Here is a 17,477-nt window from a genome sequence, read left to right as displayed (position 1 = left end):
CGATTCGAACCGAGATAGTCAGGAGCAGGATAAATACGTTTCGCTGGCAGGCCTGGATTCGACAGGATACCTGGGTAGAAATCAGCGGATTTCGACGACTCAGTCGTCGCTATCCTTGATGTCGCCGAGTTCCGAGATGAGTTCGTCCGTGTCGGCATCGGACTCGAAGCGGACCTCACCGTCGTGGTCGTTCTCGTGGACCGAAACCGCCTCTCCCTCCTCGTCGTCACTCTGCTGGCGGTTCTCCTGTTCGGATTCGTCGTAGCTCCCGAAGCCCATACACGAGTAGACGTTCGCTACAGGCGGTTAAATTCCGGGATGATGGACACCCAGAGATATCGCGGCACCATTGCAAACACTTTGCACATGTCCACCAAGCGTTGTGCGATAACACAGACGACTTGCCTCCAGAGGTGAGGACTCCGACTATGAACGACGGGTCACCACAGGTCCACTGTCCGGAGTGTGGCGGCCCGCAAACGGTCGAGCTGGCACCCGACCGGACGTTCGAACCGCACCGTGACAGCTGTGGACTCGTCTCGACGGAGAGCACGACGGCACCATTAGCATCTGGGACTGGGCTGGAGAGTAGCTGCCGTACGTCTATCGGCGGGGCGACGACCCGTCAATCGGTGGGTCTAAGTCCCATCCCGAGATATCGGGATATGTATCCGACGTGGGAGTGCCGGTTTGGCGCCCCCGTGCCCGATGAGGCCGAGAGGCTGAGGGCCGAGTCCGCCACGAGCGTCCGTAACATGTTCGTGTGACTCGGGCGGAGAGAGACGACCGACGTTCCTCGGTCTGCTCTCGCCAGCCTCTCTCCGCCGAACGCGACCGTCGAGCAATGCTGCTCTCAGGAGGGTGGTGGTGTCTGTGATGCCGTCGAATCCCCCGTAGCCAACAGGTCTCGTGCTGTCTCGACAGCGCTCCGCTCCCCCAGTACCGTGATCCGGTCACCGAGCATGACCGGATTGTCGGCGTTCGGGAAGCGTGTCAACTGCTCGTGTGTGATCATCACGATGAGACACTGCTCCGGAAGTAACTCATCCAGCTCGCCGATCGTCCGACCATCGTGCTCGGGGTTCCGGAGTTCGAGCTCCTGAGCGTCGCCGCTGTGGCTGAGCTCCTCGACGAACCCCGTGAACGAGGGCCGTTCGATTCTGTTGTCGAGTTCGCGCGCGGTCGCTTCGGAGGTCGAGATAGCGTGGATCCCGAGGTCTTCGAACGGCCCGGCGTTCTCGTCGCGGTTCACCCTGGCGATGACTCGGTCGACATCGAACCGGCTGAGTGCCAACTGGGCAGCCAGGAGGTTGGTGTCATCGTCGCCCGTCGCCGTCACGAACACGTCGACATCGGCGGTCCCGGCAGCCTCCAGCGTCTCGACATCGGTCCCGTCTCCGACGATGACCCGGGCCCCGCTCTCCTCGATGGCTCGCGCATGGCGCTCGTTCTGCTCGATGACATAGATATCGTCCCCGCGCTCGGTCAGCCGAACGGCGAGGTATCTGCCGACGACGCCACCACCGACGATATTGATACGGAGGCTCATGTTTGACTGGCAGGGGGACGGACGGCCGACTGTTCAGGAGAATCCGCTCGGAAGCTGAACAAATTGATGGAGGGGCATCGCCAGCAAAGTAGTTTCCCCTCGGCCGACTCGACAGGATCAGAGCGAGCCGTTATTGTGGCCAGGCTGCTTCGCCTATCCGATATATCTTGAACATCTCCTGAAATCACGTTTTTACACTATCTCATCAACTATATTGTCATTTCAATCAAAAATCTGTTTTGGCTGCAAAGCGGCGTTCGCCACTCATATCCAGAACGTATAAAATTTCGAGATACGCTCGGCGAACGAGCAGCCACTCCCCGGCTCAGGGCGGTGTGACGACCGCCCGCCCCTCGATCTCGCCGTGTTCGAGCCGCTCGGCGACCGTGTTGATGTCGCCGAGGTCGTAGCGCGAGGTCCGGAGTTCGACCTCTCCCTGGTCGACCAACGCGACGAGTTCCTGCAGTTCGGCGTACCGGCCGACCAGCGTCCCGCGGAACGAGAACTCGCCGTTCACCAGCGCCTGGGCCGGCTCGTGGACGTGGCCGCCGTAGCCGATGACGTGGTGGTCGCCGCCGGCGGCGACAATATCCGGTGCGAGGCCCGTCGTCGCGTCCGCGCCGACGAAGTCGAGTACCTGCTGCGCGCCGGTCTCGTCGGTCAGGTCCTCGACGACCGCGGTCACGTCCTCGTCGGCGGAGTTGACGGTGTGGTGGGCACCCAGGTCAGTCGCGAGGTCCAGTGCCTCGTCCTTCAGGTCGACCGCGGTGATGGTCGCGGCACTCATCGCGTCGAGACACTGCAGTCCGATGTGACCGAGTCCACCGATGCCGATGACGAGGGCGTGGTCGCCCGGGTTCAACTCGTCGACGGCCTTCTTCACGGCGTGGTAGGCCGTGATGCCGGCGTCGGCGTGGGGGGCGATGTCGGTCGGATCGACGCCGTCGGGTAGCGGAATCACCGCCCGCTCGCTGGTCTGGAGGTACTCCGCGAACCCGCCGTCGTGGGTGAGCCCGTTGAACGCGCTGTCCTCGCAGTACATGTCCTCGCCGAGGCGGCAGGGCCGGCAGGTCCCGCAGGTCTGGACCGGGTGGCAGATGACGGGGTCGCCCTCGGAGACGAGCGTCACCTCATCCCCGGTCGCCGCGACGGTGCCCGCGTTCTCGTGCCCGAGCGTGAGCGGGAGTTCCTGGGGTACGTAGTCGGTCCACATCCCCTCGATGATGTGGTTGTCCGTCTGGCACCAGCCCGCTCCCTCGACCTCGACCACGACGCCGTCCGGCCCGCCGGGGCTGGGCCGGTCGACCTCGTCGATGGATAGCGCCTCGCTCATGTCGTCGGTGTACTCGTGGAGTCTCGCTGCTTGCATCGTCCCGCCCGTACCATCACCCGTCCGTGACCTAAGCACCGTGCCTATGAGTATTGGTAGAATCCCTATCGGTATTTGGTACCACGGTACACTCGCCATGTACACGCACGATGGCGAGGAGGTGTTCGTGATCGACTCCCACATCCACCTGTGGGACGCGACCGAGGAGAACATCATCCACGAGGGTGGCGAACAGTTCATCCAGTGTTTCTACGACTACCACGCGGCGTTCACGCCCGAGGAGGAGCAGTGGGACATGGACACCTACCGGCAGTACGGGAAAGAGCGGATGATGCAGGACCTGTTCCGGGACGGGTACGTCGACATGGGCATCTTCCAGCCCACGTACCTGACCGACTTCTACGACGAGGGGTTCAACACCACCGACCAGAACGCCGCGCTCGCCGAGGAGTACCCCGAGCGGTTCGTCCTCAACGGGAGCTTCGACCCCCGCGACGGCGACGAGGGCATCGAACATCTCGAGCGCCTGAAAGAGGAGTACGACATCCAGGGCGTGAAGCTGTACACGGCGGAGTGGCGCGGCGACTCGAAGGGCTGGCGGCTCGACAGCGAGGAGTCGTTCCGCTTTCTCCAGAAGTGCGCCGACCTCGGCATCGAGAACATCCACCCGCACAAGGGCCCGACCATCCGACCGCTCAATCGGGACGCGTTCGACGTGGCCGACGTCGACGACGCCGCCACCTCGTTCCCCGAACTCAACTTCATCGTCGAGCACGTCGGCTACCCCCGGCTCGACGACTTCGCGCACATCGCCACCCAGGAGACGAACGTGTACGGCGGGCTCGCCGTCGCCGCCCCGTTCGCCCAGAACCGGCCCCGGAAGTTCGCCGAGATGATGGGCGAGCTGCTGTTCTGGGTCGGCGAGGACAACCTGCTGTTCGGGAGCGACTACGCCATCTGGGAGCCCGACTGGCTCATCCCGGCGGTGATGAACGCCGAGATGACCCCGGACGAACGGGCCGAGTACGGTGTCGAGCTCTCGCCGGAGGTGAAGCGGAAGATCATGGGCGAGAACGCCGCGGAGCTGTACGACATCGACATCGAGGCGAAGAAGGAACAGTTCCGGAACGACGAGATCAGCCGGGAGTTCAACCTCGGGGACCAGTACGGGAGTGAAGCCCCGGCGGACGACTGATGACGGCGACCGATCCATCGGGTGCGCCCAGCGCCCCGACGGCGGCCGACGGCGTCGACCGCGCTGCGGTCCGCGAGCGACTCGACCGCGTCCACGACCCCGAACTCGACCAGTCGATCGTCGAGCTGGAGTACGTCGATTCGATCACCATCGACGACGGCCGGGTGACGGTGTCGTTCGTGCTGCCGACCGCGTGGTGCTCGCCGGCGTTCGCGTGGATGATGGCGACCGGCATCCGCGACGAGGTCGGCGCGCTCCCCGATGTCGAGTCGGTCACGGTCGACCTGCGCGACCACATGCACGGCGAGGATATCACCAGGGGAGTCAACGAGGAGCTGGCATTCGAGACGGTGTTCGCGGATGCCGAGGACGGCGTCGAGGCGGTTCGTCGGAAGCTCGACGAGAAGGCCCGGTTCGCCCGCCAGTTCGCGGCGATGACCGCACTCCAGGACGCCGGGGTGGACCCGGCACAGATCACGGCCCTGACCCGCGCCGACCTCGACCTGTCGTTCGCCGAGGACCGCGCAGCGGTGACCGTCCGCGACGGTGCACTGTCAGTGACAGTCCCCCGCGAGCCGCTGGCCGAGTATCTGGAGAAGGCCCGCGCGACGGGCCTCGTAACCGACGGCTCGGACCCACTGTTCGCCGACCGCGGGGGCAGGCCACTGTCGCCCGACGAGTTCGAGGCCGTCCGATGGGACGCACGGGTCGCTCGGTCCAACATCGAGGGACAGGCGGCCATCTGTGCTTCCCTCCACGAGGCACGCAATGGCGTTCAGGTGGACGACCGAGTGGGATCGCCTCGAACCGACTGACCTGCCGGTAACCCGGCGACCTCCAGCTTACTATTGACTATTTGCTCTCGGCGGGATACCTACCGATGTCATGGCAGACTTCGAGATGCTCGTCATCGGTGGCGGTACCGGCAACAACGTGGCGGCGGCAGCAGCGGACGCGGGACTGGAGACGGCACTCGTCGAGCCGGGGAAACTCGGCGGCACCTGCCTCAATCGGGGCTGCAACCCGTCGAAGATGCTCATCCAGGCCGCGAACGCGGCGAACGCCGTCCGAGACGCGGGGAAGTTCCACGTCGACGCGACGCTCGACGGCATCGACCACAGCACCATCACGGGCGAGATGGACGACCTGCTGTCGGGGATCGCCGAGGGGATGGAAGCACGGTACCGCGAGAAGGAGCACCTCACTCTGTTCGACGAGTACACGGAGTTCGTCGACGAGCGCACCGTCCGGCTGGACGGGGCGGACGTGACCGCCGAGCGGGTCGTGGTGGCAACCGGGAGCCGCCCCATCGTCCCGCCCATCGACGGACTCGACGACACGGATTTCCTGACGAGTCAGGAGGCGCTCTACCTGGACGAGGCACCCGATAGCCTCGTCATCCTCGGCGGCGGCTACATCGCGGTCGAACTGGGGTACGCACTCGAGGCGCTCGGGACGGACGTGACCATCGTGGAGATGATGGACTCACTGGTCCCGCGCGAGGACGGCGCGGTCGCCGAGGCGTTCACCGACATCGCCGCCGAGCGCCACGACGTGTACACGGGCCACCGGGTGACCGCGGTCGAGGGCGGCCCGACGAAGACGGTCCACGCCGAGACGGAGGCCGGCGACGAGATCGCCGTCGAGGGCGAGGCGGTGCTGGTCGCGCTGGGCCGCCGACCGAACAGCGACCAGCTCGACCTCGAAGCGGCGGGTATCGAGACCGACGACAACGGCTTCATCGTGACCGACGACTACCTGGGGACCTCCGCCGAGAACGTCTGGGCACAGGGCGACATCGCGGACAACGCGATGTTCAAGCACTCCGGCGACTACGAGACCGACCACGTCGTCGCCAACGCGGTCCACGGCGAGGAGCGGGCGCTGGACCTGTCGGCGATGCCCCACGTCATCTTCACGGAGCCACAGATCGGCGGCGTCGGCGCCACCGAGGAGGAACTAGCGGACGCCGGCACCGAGTACGTCGGCGGCCGGGCGGCGTACGCGGATTCGGCGATGGGCCGGGCGAAGAAGCTGGAGGACGGCTTCGCGAAGGTGCTGACGGCACCAGACGGCGAATTGCTGGGCTGTCACGTCATCGGTTACGAGGCCTCGACGCTGCTGCACGAGGCCGTCGTGGCGATGCGCAACGGCGTCACAGTCCCCGAACTGGCCGACACCATCCACGCTCACCCGACGCTGAACAAGGTGATGCTGTCGGCGTTCCGCGACGTGCCGGTCGAGTAACGGAAGCAGACTGCTGACTCTGTCAGCCTATCCGAGAGGGTATCCGAGTTTCAGGGCGAAAAACTCGCCCTGCGAGGAGAGAGGACGTGAATCCCGTGAGGCGGTGCTCACACGATTCCGAGTCCACTAGTAACCAACCGGACACCGACGACGGTCAACAGCCCGAGGACGACGGCCCGGCGAGCCCCCTCGCTCACGGTCGTCCGGAGCCGCTTGCCGACCGCGACGCCGGCCACCGCCGGGACGGCGGCGACGACCGAGGCCCCGACGACGGCGAGACTGGGGTAGAGCCCGAGCGCGCCCGCGATGCCGACCCGGATTCCGTTCAGGCCGAGGAAGACGAGCGCGACGACGCCGACGAACAGGCCGTGCGAGAGGTCGAAACTCCGGAGGTAGGCGATGAGCTGGACGCCGACATTGGTGCCGCCGAACAGGAGTCCGGAGATAGCGCCGACACCGACCATCCCGACGCTCGACCGTCCGAGCTCGGCCCTACCGACCGCGTCGAGACCCGGTAGCGGAACGACCCGCTGGGCGCTCGCCACGAATCCCAGCGTCAGAACGCCGAGCCCGACCCGGAGCGGCGCCTCCGGCAGGCTGTCGAGTACCGCCATCCCGACGACCGTCCCCACGAGCGCCGCGCCGATGAGCGGCGCGAACCGCTGGCTGCAGGTCCGAAGTTCCTCGCGTGTGAGGTCCCGTACCAGCGAGACGTTCACCGCGAGGATCGGGACGATCATGAACACGACCGCCGTCGCGGGCTCGACGACCGTCGCCAGCACCATCGTCCCGACGACGGCGAAGCCGAACCCGGCGAGGCCGTTGGTCGCGCCGGCAACAAGCACGACCAGCGTCACGATCGCGATCAGCGTCGGCGTGAGTGCCGCGGTCATCGGGCGGGGCCCCGCCCGGGAGAGGGGTCGGCCACCTCGTAGTGCCGGAGTGTCCCGCACATACGCGATTCGTCCGCTCTCCCGGAACATAGGGGTGCCGACGAACTCGCCGCCCTCGAACGGAAGGTCGACGGCGGCGATGTAGTCACTCGCGGGAAAGCCAGAAGTGACCCGCTTCGAGGTCGCCCCGGCTCAAGAGCGGAGTCACCCACGACCGCCAGCCAGTGCAGTTGCCTCGGGAAGCCGTCTGAGCCACAGCATCGCGACCGTCCCGATGAACGGTCCGACAACCAGTGGCGAAAACGCCCACTGCCAGCCGACGATACCGGCGATAATCGGGGTGACCTGGATCGACCCCACCGTGAGGAGAAAGCCGACGGCAGTCTGCAGCGTCAGAGCAGACCCGACGTAACTGTCCTCGGCGAGTTCGGAGACGGCCGCCGAGAACTGCGCGGAATCGGCGACGATGACGAATCCCCAGATCAACAGGAACGGTACGAGGACGAGCAGCGGGCCACCAAACACGAAGCCGGCGCCAATACACGCAGCTCCGCTGATGATCATACTTCCGCTCGTGACGGTTGTCCGTCCGATACGATCAGCGAACCCACCGGCGACGATGGCGCCGATACCTCCTACTGCAATAGTTCCGAATGCGAGCAGCGCAGCGAGTGTCGGTGCCGGGTCACCGGTGGCAGCGAAACTCGCAGTCACATATACGGGAATCCACGCCCAGACGGCGTACAATTCCCACATGTGGCCGAAATATCCGAGATTGGCGAGCATCGTCCCGCGGTCACCGAGCATCCGCCGAACTGCTCCGGGATCGAATGGGGCTGCCGGAGCCTGGTGAGGGCCCGGGCGCACGAAGAGAACGAGCACACCACTGACTGCTGCGAGGCCAGCGGCGCCCAGTAAGACGAGCCGCGGACGGCCGACGCCACCAATCGCCCGAAGCAGATGCGGCATTGCCGATCCGATCGTGAGTGCACCGACAAGCGTGCCGATAGCGAACCCGCGTCCTTCCCGAAACCAGCCAGCCATGATCTTCATGCCTGTCGGGTATACCCCGGCCAGTGCGACACCGGTGAGAAACCGTAACAGGACGGCCGGGAGGAACGACGACACGGAAAGGGCGATAAGTGCAGTTGCTGCCGCACCGATAGCGGCCGAGACGGCAAACAGGTACCGCGGCGGAATCGTATCCGCGAGGGTGAGCGTCGCAGAGAGAACGGCGCCGACGACGAATCCGAGTTGCACCGCGTTCGTCAACCAAGCCGTCTCGGCACTCGTAAGATTCCAGAGCGCCGCGAGTTCCGGCCCGACCGCTGAAGCACTGAACCAGAGCGTCATCGCCAATAGTTCGGCAACAGCAAGAACGAGGAGGACACGGTAGCGACTCGTTTTCGTCTGTTCCTGTTTCATATCTGACCTCGAATTGTCAATTTTATCTGCGACTCCCGATCCATCACACTGGTGTACTCATCAAACTGGGCAAAAACTCACGAGGGGATTCGTGTGTATTGCACACCGCAGCGCGTATTATATATATCAGAACACACCTGCACCCACGCTGAGAAAATGACTGAGGAACGGGACATCCTCGGCGATTAGTATACGATAGGGGATTGCAACAGTATCGAGACTCACTATCGCTCCCCTCTTCTCACATTTTCCAGTCGATACCGGTGTGCTAGACGGTCGTGCGACCACGGGACCGCCGGCCCCTACGGTTGTATGTCCTGGAGCCGAACCAACCCCATGGGCCGCAACATGCTCGTCGACGGGGAGTGGCGAACCGACGTGGAGTCGACGACGGACGAGGACGGTGCGTTCGACCGAGCGGAGACGACGTTCCGCGACCACATCCGCGACGACCCGGACGCCCGGTTCCAGCCCGAGCCCGGCCGATACCATCTCTACATCGCGCGGAACTGTCCCTGGGCGCACGGGGCCGCGCTGACGCGACAACTACTGGGCCTGAGCGACATTATCTCGATGGACATCGTCGACCCCGTCCGCAGGGACGAGGGGTGGCGGTTCACCCCGGAGAAGGACGGCTGTACGCCCGACACGGTACACGGGAGCGACTACCTCCGGGAGGTGTATCTCGCGGCCGACCCCTCGTACACGGGCCGGGTTTCGGTCCCCGTCCTGTGGGACAGACACGAGGAGACCATCGTCAACAACGAGTCCATCGAGATCATGCGGACCCTCGCGACGGCCTTCGGTCCGTCCACCGGGGACGCGGTCGACCTCTACCCCGAGGGACGGCGCGAGGAGATCGACCGGATCGTCGACGCCATCTACGACCCGCTCAACAACGGTGTCTATCGGGCGGGCTTCGCGGAGACACAGGCCGCCTACGACGAGGCCGTGGGCGACGTGTTCGAGGCCCTCGACCACTGGGATGCGGTGCTGGCAGACCAGCGGTATCTGGCCGGCGACCGCCTGACGCTCGCGGACGTGCGACTCTTCCCGACGCTGGTCCGGTTCGACCACTGCTACCACACGGCGTTCAAATGCGACCGGCGCTACCTCCACGAGTACGAGCATCTCTGGCCGTACCTCCGGGACCTGTACCAGACACCCGGCGTCGCCGAGACGGTCCGGATAGACCACATCAAGGACCAGGGCTACTACCAGGACGAGATCACGCCAACCGGCCCGGATATCGATTTCGAGGCTCCTCACGACCGGGCTCGGCTGGACGGTGCGACGGCGACACGGTGACTGTGTCGGCAGTCGCTCCCAGGACCCGTGTGTCCGGGCGGCGCACGAGCACGGAACGGGTATCGGTCGCTCGCTCTCGTTTTCGGCCGTATGTTCCCGTCCGCAGGTGACGAGCTGGCGGTCAAACCCGCCGGGGTAGCCATCGCGGTGAGCGGGTTCGTGGTCACGCGGGGGTTGCTCTCAGGGGTAGGGGGGCCGACCGCCGTCGGTTCGGTCGTTCCACTGGCCCTCGGGCTGGGAGTCGTCGTGTACGGAGCCAGTCTCTCTGTAAGTACGCACAGCCGACGGTACGCTCGGACGGTCGGGCTGTGGTACCTCCTCGGGACGCTCGCCAGCGCGGCCATCGTCGCTGCGGGAAGTGGTATCAGCCCCACCCCGTTTCTCGGACTCGTCACCGACGCGACCGTCGTCAGCGCGGCCGTCGTCGGCGGGGGTGCCGGTATCCTGATCGGAACTCGAAGCGGTCGGAACCAGCGTCAGCACCAGCACCTGGACCAGCAGACCCACCAGGTGACGCTTCTCCAGCGGATGCTTCGGCACGAGGTGCTCAACGGCCTCACCGCGATTCGTGGTCACGCTGGGTTGCTCACGCAAGGGCATGATGCCGGTCGGAGCCTGGAGGCCGTCGAGAGCAACGCCGACCGCATCGAGCGGACGGTCGAGGACGTGGGCTTCCTCGTCCGGACCGTCGACGACACCGCGGCCGCACTGGGAGCCGTGGACCTGGCCGAGGTGGTGACGCGTTGTAAAGAGCGGCTTCCGGCGGACGACGGGCGCGTCGTCGTCACGGAGCCGGTTCCGTCGGTCATGGTCCGCGGCGACGACCACCTCGACACGGTCGTGGCCGAACTGGTCACGATGGCGCTGGACCGCACCGAGGACGGTGCCCTCACACTCGACGTGACGCCCGCTACCCAGACGGTCGACCTCACCCTCACCGGGCCGGGCGACTGGCTCACGGAGGTCGAGCGGACCGTCCTGCTGGAGGGCCCACCCGAGTACGATCGGCCGGACATCGGCTACGGCGTCTCCATCGTTCGGCTGCTCGTCGCTCGTTACGGGGGGACCCTCCGAATCACTGAGGACGGTGACGACCTGTCGGTCACGGCGGAACTGCTGCGGACGACGGAGAACCCGCCACCGGGCGAGAGTCCGGGGGTAGCAGCGGGAGACCTGTGGTACGCGGCCCTCGCAGGCCTCGGGGCGGGAGTCGTGATGGGTGGCCTGTTGCAGGTGTTCACGGGGGGAATCACTGTCATCGGAGCACTGTACGGGGGCCAGTCGCTCGCGGTCGGCTGGGTCGCACATCTCTTCCACAGTGTGCTGTTCTCGGCGGTCCTCATCGGCACGCTGCAGGAGAGTGGGCTCGAACGCATGCTCGGGACGCCACACGAGACGCTCGGCCTCGGCGTCGGATACGGGGCTCTCCTCTGGCTCGTCGGTGCCGGGCTCGTGATGCCGGCGTGGCTCAACGCCGCCGGCATCGCGACGCCGATTCCGAACCTCCAGCTGCCCTCCCTCGCCGTCCACCTGATCTGGGGCGGCGTTCTGAGCGGATTGCTCCACCTGCTACCGATCACCCGCTCCTCGTGAGGAGCCCGTTCCGCCGCCGTTTCCGGGTGCGTGTGTCACTAACACACGCCCGAAGTGGTTACTTGTGGTAACCGCTCGAACCCTGGGGTATGTCGCAGCGAAACGAAACCAGTGGCGGCGCGGGCGACTGCACGACAACAGAATCGTTCGATGACCACGGGATCGAGGACGGTGCGGACCTGATCACCGCTACCTACTACCGGCTGGCGTCGACGGAGGTCGGGTTCGAGCCGAATGAGGCGTTCTTCAATCGCCTGGAGTCGGCGTTCGTCTGGACGTACCTCGGCACCGTCGACGCGACGGGCGTCCCCGACCACGTGATGGCGGCCGTCGAGGATGCACGGGCGCTCACCCGCGAGGAGTTCGTCGACCAACCCGACGCCGACCTCCGGACCGACGTGGTTCCGGCGTTCTACCGGCGGGTGGCCGGCTTCCACTGCGCCTACCGGGACTGAGGCCTCCAGAGCCAGCCTGGCCCATTCACAGCCAGCAGGACCCGGCGATTTCCTTCTTTTGATATTTCGAGAGACCGCAGGGATTGATAACTGATTCCGGGCCCCCATCCCGCCACCGTTCAAGTACTCGCGCCGGCTGTGCGAACGGGTATCATGACCGGACGAGCACACGAGCGCCGCACCCTCAATGCGGGGGCCGGGGAACCCGCAGCCGATGACAGACAGACGCGCACGACGACGCGACCTCCTCCGCTGGGGCGGTATCGCGACCGCAGCCGCACTGGCGGGTTGTTCGGGTTCACAGGACGCTGGCGACGGTGACGACCCCACGGATACGGCGACGGGAACACCGTCACCCGCGGCGAGCAGCGGTGGTCCGCCCGGCGCGGACGTGCTGGGCTCCGAAGGGAGTCTCCAGTCCAGTGCGACCGTCCGGGCCGGCGTCCTCGATAGCGACCAGGGGGCCGGGAAGTTCGTCTTCACCCCGTCGGTAGTCTTCGTCGAGCAGGGCGCGACGGTGACGTGGGAGATCGAGGGTGCATCCCACTCCGTGACGGCGTACGCCGAAGGGAACGACCGGCCACACCGCATCCCCGACGGCGCCGACGCCTGGGACTCCGGACTGAAGGAGGGTGGCACCACCTGGGAGCGGACCTTCGAGACGACCGGCGTGCATAACTACTTCTGCAAACCGCACGAGGGACTCGGGATGGTCGGCATCGTCGTGGTCGGCGAGGTCGGCGACGGCCCGGGGACGACCCAGCCCTCGGAGCTGTCGGGGAAGGCGGCCACCCACCTCTCGATGCAGCTCGAGAACGCCGGCATCGGCGGCGGCGACGGCGGCGAAGGCGGTGGCCAGCAGTACGGCTGGCAGCAGGCCACCAACGACTCGTACTGGTACTCGCTGTACAACATGTCGACCAACATCGCCATGAGCGGGAACGGCGTGCGGTTCCCGCACAACGAGGAGCAGCGCGAGGCGCTCAACAAGCGCCTGCCCGCCATCCTCGAGGCCGCGGGTGCCGACAAGCCACCGGTCAAGAACCCCTGGCTGAACATGGCGCCGTTCACGGAGGGCTCCCCGAAGTTCACCGGGAAGCCGGTGCTCTCCGGCGACGACGGTCGGCCGGACGCGAGCACGCTGCGCTGGGACAAGGCCGAATCCTCGAAGACGGTCTCCCCCTCGTCGGTCGCGTGGACCCACCTCAAGGGCGTGACGTGGGCGAAGAACTTCGAGGAACACCAGGACATCCTGCCGGGGTCGATGAAGCCGCTGGTCCGGGCACAGGTGCTGACCACGCTCGCCCAGATCGGAACGAACGCGACTCTCATCGCTGGCGGCCCGGAGGGCAACGGGGCGCTCACGAAGGGCGACTCGCTCGAGCTCATCTCCGGATTCAAGCCTGGGTCCGGCGAGGTGACCGACGACACCACCCGCATCGAGCACCACACGTCGATGCTGTGGTTCCTCGCGGACCTGCACAGCCTCGCGGCCAACGAGTGGTTCGGCTACGTCAACCCGGAGCCGCTGGTCCCGCTGCAGGGCATCCGCAAGTTGATGAACGGGATGTTCAAGACGACGAGCCAGGCGTTCGACCCGGAGACGGCCGCCCAGGCCGGCAGCCCGCGTGACCTGGGGCTGCTGCTGGGCGGGGTCGGCTGGTTCGGCTCGCAGGCCGAGGGCGAGATGGCGTCGAACGCCGCCACCTATGCCAACGGCATCGCCGCCCAACTGGAGGGTAGCATCGAGGCCAGCGGCCAGGTCAGCGCGGAGATCGACAACCAGGCTGCCGCGCAGGGCGCGGTCGGCCAGGGGCTCGCCTGGGCCTCGCAGCTCGATGGCGTCGACCACCTCGGCACCGCACGCGACACGCTGGGCTACATGCGCGACGAGCTGTTCGACCCCGACATCGGCCTCTACCGAGCCGGCGCCGGCAGCACCCAGACCTACACCGCCCGTGATGTGGGCGACATCACGGGAGGCGTCAACGCCGCGAACGCGGTGCTCGGGCTCGGCAGCGTGAAGGAGCAGTACGCGCAGTTCTTCAACCAGTGCGTCAACCGCGGCCGCCTCCAGCGCGCCGAGCGGCCGCCCTCCCGCAACCAGGACGCTGAGCACACGCTGCCGCTCCCGCCGAAGGCCGGCGGCGAGTTCGGACAGGCCGCCGTCTACAACGGCGAGGTCGAGTACGACGCCGAGAACGACTCGTGGTCGGTGACCGACGAACGGTTCTACACCGCGGAGGCGCTCTACCTCGCCAACCAGGAGATCTGGCTGTCGAACTGGGGCGGCGACTTCTACGGCGGGAGCGGCGTCCCCGGGCAGACCGACGAGCCGCCGAACTGAGACCGACGGTCCCTCCCACGATCACGCCGGCCCGGTCTAACAGTCCGGGGCGGTGACGCGGCCGTACTGATTACCAGCAGATGGACTTTCTTGAAATTCTTTCCTCGAGATAGCCGAGTATGGTTGCCACTATGCAGATTATTTCAATTATAACAAAGATATTTGGGCTCTCCTCCGTCCGGAGTGTACCGGTCGGCGTTAGAACGTGATGACTTCGTAACCGTCCTCGACCAGCGACCTGATGCTGGGGTGGCCGTCGTGGTCGTCGAGCTGGACGACACCGGCGTCCTGAATCGCCTCGTCGACGCCGAACGCGCCGGCACAGAAGTCACAGGCCGAGGCACTCTCCTTCACCGCCGCGTACATTTCGTGGTAGTCGTGGTCCGGGTCCTCCAGCTTCGGGATCCACTGGGTTCCGGCACCGTCGAAGATCAGCTCCACCTCGTCGCCGGCCTCGGCGAACTCGCGGGCCGTCTCGAGTGCGTTCACGATTCGGCCGTTGTCGCTCGGAGCGTTGTCGCCTGCCAGGATGATGACTGCTGCTTTCGTCATTGCATCCCCCGATATGCCGGTCTCGGGTATACCCCCGTGGGCGGTGTGCGAGGGGGGCGTCGACATCACGCGGATTTAAGTACTCGGAACGGTCGTTCTGGACCGCCTCGTCCCGTGTGAGTCGCGTTCTCAGTGCGAGTGCTCGTGGTCGCCGCGGCTGAACTGTCCGGAGAACCCGCGCTGGACGACCTCCGAGAGCGCCGGGTGGATGTGGACCGACTGGCGGATATCCTGAACGCTCCCGGAACCGGCCTTCATCGCCACAACCACCTCCTGGATCAGGTTCGACGCCTCCGGGCCGATGATGTGGCAGCCGAGTATCTCGCCGTCCAGCGAGATGAGCGCCTTCAGGAAGCCGTCGGCCTTCATGGCGCTCCCCCGCGCCGTCTGGTCGTAGTCGTAGGTGCGGGTGGCATACTCCTCGCCGGACGCACGGAGGTCAGCCTCCGTAGCGCCGACGCCGGCCACCTCCGGCGAGGCGAACACCGCCCACGGCATCGCGGTGTAGTCGACTGGCTCCATCTCCGCCCCGTACATGTTGCGGACCACCGCCCCGGCCTCGTGGTTGGCGCTGTGTTTCAGCAGGTACTCGCCGACGATGTCGCCGAGCGCCCACACGCCCTCGGCGTCGGTCCGGAGGTACTCGTCGGTCTCGACGAAGCCCTGCTCGTCCGTTTCGACGCCTGCCGCGTCGAGGTTCAGGGTGTCCGTGTTCGGCCGGCGGCCGGCCGCGACGAGCAGCTCGTCGCCGGTGATGGTGGTCGGTTCCCCCTCGATACCGCCGTCCGCGCCGTACTCGTACGGCTGCGCCTCGACGGTCACTTCGCCGTCGGCCTCGGAGACGGCAGTCGCGGCGTGGCCGGTGTGGACGGTGAACCGGTCGGCGTACCGCTCGGTGAAGGCTTCGGCAACCTCCTCGTCGGCATCCGGCAGCAGGTTCGGCCGCCGGCCGATGATGGTAACCTCGCTCCCGAAGGTGCCGAAGAAGTGACCCAGCTCCGCGGCGATGTAGCCCCCGCCGACGATGATCAGGTGCTCGGGCGGGGTCTCCAGCTGGAGCGCCTCCGTGCTGGTGAGGTAGTCGACGGCCTCGATGCCGTCGATGTCCGGAATGGTCGGCCGCGTCCCGGCCGCGATGAGGATATTCTCCGCGCGGATCCGCGTGCCGTCGTCCTCGCCGCCGACGATCTCGACGGTCCGCTCGTCGACGAACCGGCCCTCGCCCTCGTACAGGTCGTGTTTCGCGGAGGAGCGCAGCCCCCGCTGGATGGAGTCGGCGTCAGCGGCGACCTCCTCGTTCACCTCCTGGACGATGTCCGAGAACGCCACGTCGTTCACCTCGGCGTCGATGTGGAACTCGCCGGCCCGCTCGACCGTCTCCAGCACCTCGGCGTGGTAGAGCAGCATCTTCGAGGGGATGCAGCCCCGGTTGAGACAGGTCCCTCCGAGCGGACCCTTCTCCACGACCGCGACGGAGTCCCCCTGGTTGACCGCCGCGTTCGCCACGTCCAGTCCCGAACCCGAGCCGATGACCAGGAAATCGACTTCCTTCATGGGTCGACCTCGGTGGGGAGCGGCATGAACCCGCGGCCGAACTGCAGTTGACTCGTCGAGCCGTGACCGCGACTCAGCCCAGGCCGTAGAAGCTGTCCGAACCGTGGTCATCCTGCCAGGCGAAGGCGTAGAGCCGCCGCGCAGGCACGAGGGAGAGTCGCCGCCCGTCGTCGCTCCGGCCCGTCGTCGGGTCCCAGGCGGTCCCGTCGCCGTGCAGCACCCCGTCGTGGGCCTCGAACTCGTGGCCCGGGTCCTCGAACGCCTGGATGTCGCCGCCGAGCGTCGTCACCACGAGGTCGCATTCACCGACGCGGTCAGCCACGACGCCGCCGGCCGCCTCGACGGCCGGAACCGGGTATCCCACCGCCTCGTCGCCGTGGACGACCCCGAGAACGACCGTCTTGGCATCGATACCAGCCTGGCTCCAGGTGCGTTCCGGCCCCTCGCCACGCATCTCGCGCAGACCGAACCCCTCGGCGGCGTCGTAGCGGTCGTACGGCGCCATGTCGTACACCTGCTTAAGCGTCGCCCCGCGAGGACCGCCGGGCTCGTGGACTGGCTGCAGCACCGCCCCGTCCGGGTGTGCCTCCCGGAACCGCTTCCAAGTAGTCATCGTCGCTGGAACGACCGCGAGTTCGGTCCCCGCCAGCGGCCCCGCGATGGCCCGGCCCAGCGGCTGCTTCCACTCGCTCTCGGTCTCGCGGTCGTACATCACCAGCGCGTCGTCGGCGAGCTTCCCCGAAGTGCCGAACGTCAGCGTCCGCCCGTCGACTCGGCGGTCGTAGACCACGGCGCTCGCACAGATGGGACACCAGGTCACCGCGATGGGGCGGACGGTTCCACCCTCGCCGGGCAGCGTATCGTTGACGATCTCGTGATAACTGAGGATTCGGACGGGATAGGCTCGGGGCGGGTCATCGACGACAATCACCCGGTCGTTCGAGTCGCCGAAGTACTCGGCACCGAACGACGGATCGTCGATGCCCGGGATGGCATCCCGTGGAAGGACATCGTTGACGTGCATACCCC

15 protein-coding genes are annotated in these 17,477 nt (G+C 66.4%); 7 read left to right on the top strand and 8 right to left on the bottom strand.

What is annotated here, in order from left to right; all coding sequences use genetic code 11:
* Positions 1–99: 99 nt before the first annotated feature.
* From NL114_RS10220 to NL114_RS10210, 3 genes are all read right to left on the bottom strand, one after another.
* On the bottom strand, positions 100–279 hold the full coding sequence (locus NL114_RS10220) for a DUF5786 family protein (RefSeq protein ID WP_254820812.1): 180 nt from the start codon (positions 277–279) through the stop codon (positions 100–102).
* A gap of 574 nt (positions 280–853) precedes the next feature.
* Complete coding sequence (locus NL114_RS10215) at positions 854–1,549, bottom strand: potassium channel family protein (protein WP_254820811.1); 696 nt, start codon at positions 1,547–1,549, stop codon at positions 854–856.
* A 325-nt stretch (positions 1,550–1,874) separates the two neighbouring features.
* Positions 1,875–2,918 carry an NAD(P)-dependent alcohol dehydrogenase gene (locus tag NL114_RS10210; RefSeq protein WP_254820810.1) on the bottom strand — a complete coding sequence of 348 codons (1,044 nt, stop codon included), beginning with the start codon at positions 2,916–2,918 and terminating at the stop codon, positions 1,875–1,877.
* Between the two features lie 97 nt (positions 2,919–3,015).
* Between NL114_RS10210 and NL114_RS10205 the strand changes: the two genes are divergently transcribed.
* From NL114_RS10205 to NL114_RS10195, 3 genes are all read left to right on the top strand, one after another.
* Positions 3,016–4,074, top strand: coding sequence for an amidohydrolase family protein (locus NL114_RS10205; protein WP_254820809.1), 1,059 nt, complete (start codon positions 3,016–3,018; stop codon positions 4,072–4,074).
* On the top strand, positions 4,074–4,889 hold the full coding sequence (locus NL114_RS10200; protein WP_254820808.1) for an iron-sulfur cluster assembly protein: 816 nt from the start codon (positions 4,074–4,076) through the stop codon (positions 4,887–4,889). The genes NL114_RS10205 and NL114_RS10200 overlap by 1 nt, the downstream gene beginning before the upstream one ends.
* Before the next feature lie 70 nt (positions 4,890–4,959).
* Positions 4,960–6,321, top strand: a complete 1,362-nt coding sequence (locus tag NL114_RS10195) for a dihydrolipoyl dehydrogenase (RefSeq protein ID WP_254820807.1) — start codon at positions 4,960–4,962, stop codon at positions 6,319–6,321.
* A 107-nt stretch (positions 6,322–6,428) separates the two neighbouring features.
* Here NL114_RS10195 and NL114_RS10190 read toward each other — a convergent pair whose 3' ends face one another.
* Positions 6,429–7,214 carry a TSUP family transporter gene (locus NL114_RS10190; protein WP_254820806.1) on the bottom strand — a complete coding sequence of 262 codons (786 nt, stop codon included), beginning with the start codon at positions 7,212–7,214 and terminating at the stop codon, positions 6,429–6,431.
* 204 nt (positions 7,215–7,418) lie between these two features.
* On the bottom strand, positions 7,419–8,639 hold the full coding sequence (locus NL114_RS10185) for an MFS transporter (protein WP_254820805.1): 1,221 nt from the start codon (positions 8,637–8,639) through the stop codon (positions 7,419–7,421).
* A 336-nt stretch (positions 8,640–8,975) separates the two neighbouring features.
* Between NL114_RS10185 and NL114_RS10180 the strand changes: the two genes are divergently transcribed.
* The 4 genes from NL114_RS10180 (at position 8,976) to NL114_RS10165 (ending at position 14,342) form a co-directional block, all read left to right on the top strand.
* Positions 8,976–9,947: a glutathione S-transferase family protein gene (locus NL114_RS10180; RefSeq protein ID WP_254820804.1), complete on the top strand. Its 972-nt coding sequence runs from the start codon at positions 8,976–8,978 to the stop codon at positions 9,945–9,947.
* A gap of 90 nt (positions 9,948–10,037) precedes the next feature.
* Entirely contained in the window at positions 10,038–11,540 is a 1,503-nt protein-coding gene (locus NL114_RS10175; protein WP_254820803.1) for a sensor histidine kinase, read from the top strand.
* A gap of 89 nt (positions 11,541–11,629) precedes the next feature.
* Positions 11,630–11,995 carry a hypothetical protein gene (locus NL114_RS10170; protein ID WP_254820802.1) on the top strand — a complete coding sequence of 122 codons (366 nt, stop codon included), beginning with the start codon at positions 11,630–11,632 and terminating at the stop codon, positions 11,993–11,995.
* 214 nt (positions 11,996–12,209) lie between these two features.
* Positions 12,210–14,342, top strand: a complete 2,133-nt coding sequence (locus NL114_RS10165; protein ID WP_254820801.1) for a cupredoxin domain-containing protein — start codon at positions 12,210–12,212, stop codon at positions 14,340–14,342.
* A 198-nt stretch (positions 14,343–14,540) separates the two neighbouring features.
* Here the strand turns inward: NL114_RS10165 and NL114_RS10160 are convergent, their stop codons facing one another.
* The 3 genes from NL114_RS10160 to NL114_RS10150 all read right to left on the bottom strand — a co-directional run bounded on the left by NL114_RS10160 (position 14,541) and on the right by NL114_RS10150 (position 17,472).
* Entirely contained in the window at positions 14,541–14,894 is a 354-nt protein-coding gene (locus NL114_RS10160; RefSeq protein WP_254820800.1) for a DsrE family protein, read from the bottom strand.
* Between the two features lie 129 nt (positions 14,895–15,023).
* On the bottom strand, positions 15,024–16,448 hold the full coding sequence (locus tag NL114_RS10155) for a dihydrolipoyl dehydrogenase (protein ID WP_254820799.1): 1,425 nt from the start codon (positions 16,446–16,448) through the stop codon (positions 15,024–15,026).
* A gap of 73 nt (positions 16,449–16,521) precedes the next feature.
* Positions 16,522–17,472: a DUF3179 domain-containing protein gene (locus NL114_RS10150; RefSeq protein ID WP_254820798.1), complete on the bottom strand. Its 951-nt coding sequence runs from the start codon at positions 17,470–17,472 to the stop codon at positions 16,522–16,524.
* Positions 17,473–17,477 lie beyond the last annotated feature (5 nt).

Origin of the sequence: Haloglomus halophilum, from assembly GCF_024298885.1 — an archaeon.
Taxonomy (GTDB): domain Archaea; phylum Halobacteriota; class Halobacteria; order Halobacteriales; family Haloarculaceae; genus Haloglomus; species Haloglomus halophilum.
This window is presented reverse-complemented; position numbering and strand designations above follow the sequence as displayed.

Bases quoted from the DNA above. Each gene is read 5' to 3' on its own strand.
- NL114_RS10220 (WP_254820812.1), bottom strand. From the start codon at position 279: ATGGGCTTCGGGAGCTACGACGAATCCGAACAGGAGAACCGCCAGCAG.
- NL114_RS10215 (WP_254820811.1), bottom strand. From the start codon at position 1,549: ATGAGCCTCCGTATCAATATCGTCGGTGGTGGCGTCGTCGGCAGATAC.
- NL114_RS10210 (WP_254820810.1), bottom strand. From the start codon at position 2,918: ATGCAAGCAGCGAGACTCCACGAGTACACCGACGACATGAGCGAGGCG.
- NL114_RS10205 (WP_254820809.1), top strand. From the start codon at position 3,016: ATGTACACGCACGATGGCGAGGAGGTGTTCGTGATCGACTCCCACATC.
- NL114_RS10200 (WP_254820808.1), top strand. From the start codon at position 4,074: ATGACGGCGACCGATCCATCGGGTGCGCCCAGCGCCCCGACGGCGGCC.
- NL114_RS10195 (WP_254820807.1), top strand. From the start codon at position 4,960: ATGGCAGACTTCGAGATGCTCGTCATCGGTGGCGGTACCGGCAACAAC.
- NL114_RS10190 (WP_254820806.1), bottom strand. From the start codon at position 7,214: ATGACCGCGGCACTCACGCCGACGCTGATCGCGATCGTGACGCTGGTC.
- NL114_RS10185 (WP_254820805.1), bottom strand. From the start codon at position 8,639: ATGAAACAGGAACAGACGAAAACGAGTCGCTACCGTGTCCTCCTCGTT.
- NL114_RS10180 (WP_254820804.1), top strand. From the start codon at position 8,976: ATGGGCCGCAACATGCTCGTCGACGGGGAGTGGCGAACCGACGTGGAG.
- NL114_RS10175 (WP_254820803.1), top strand. From the start codon at position 10,038: ATGTTCCCGTCCGCAGGTGACGAGCTGGCGGTCAAACCCGCCGGGGTA.
- NL114_RS10170 (WP_254820802.1), top strand. From the start codon at position 11,630: ATGTCGCAGCGAAACGAAACCAGTGGCGGCGCGGGCGACTGCACGACA.
- NL114_RS10165 (WP_254820801.1), top strand. From the start codon at position 12,210: ATGACAGACAGACGCGCACGACGACGCGACCTCCTCCGCTGGGGCGGT.
- NL114_RS10160 (WP_254820800.1), bottom strand. From the start codon at position 14,894: ATGACGAAAGCAGCAGTCATCATCCTGGCAGGCGACAACGCTCCGAGC.
- NL114_RS10155 (WP_254820799.1), bottom strand. From the start codon at position 16,448: ATGAAGGAAGTCGATTTCCTGGTCATCGGCTCGGGTTCGGGACTGGAC.
- NL114_RS10150 (WP_254820798.1), bottom strand. From the start codon at position 17,472: ATGCACGTCAACGATGTCCTTCCACGGGATGCCATCCCGGGCATCGAC.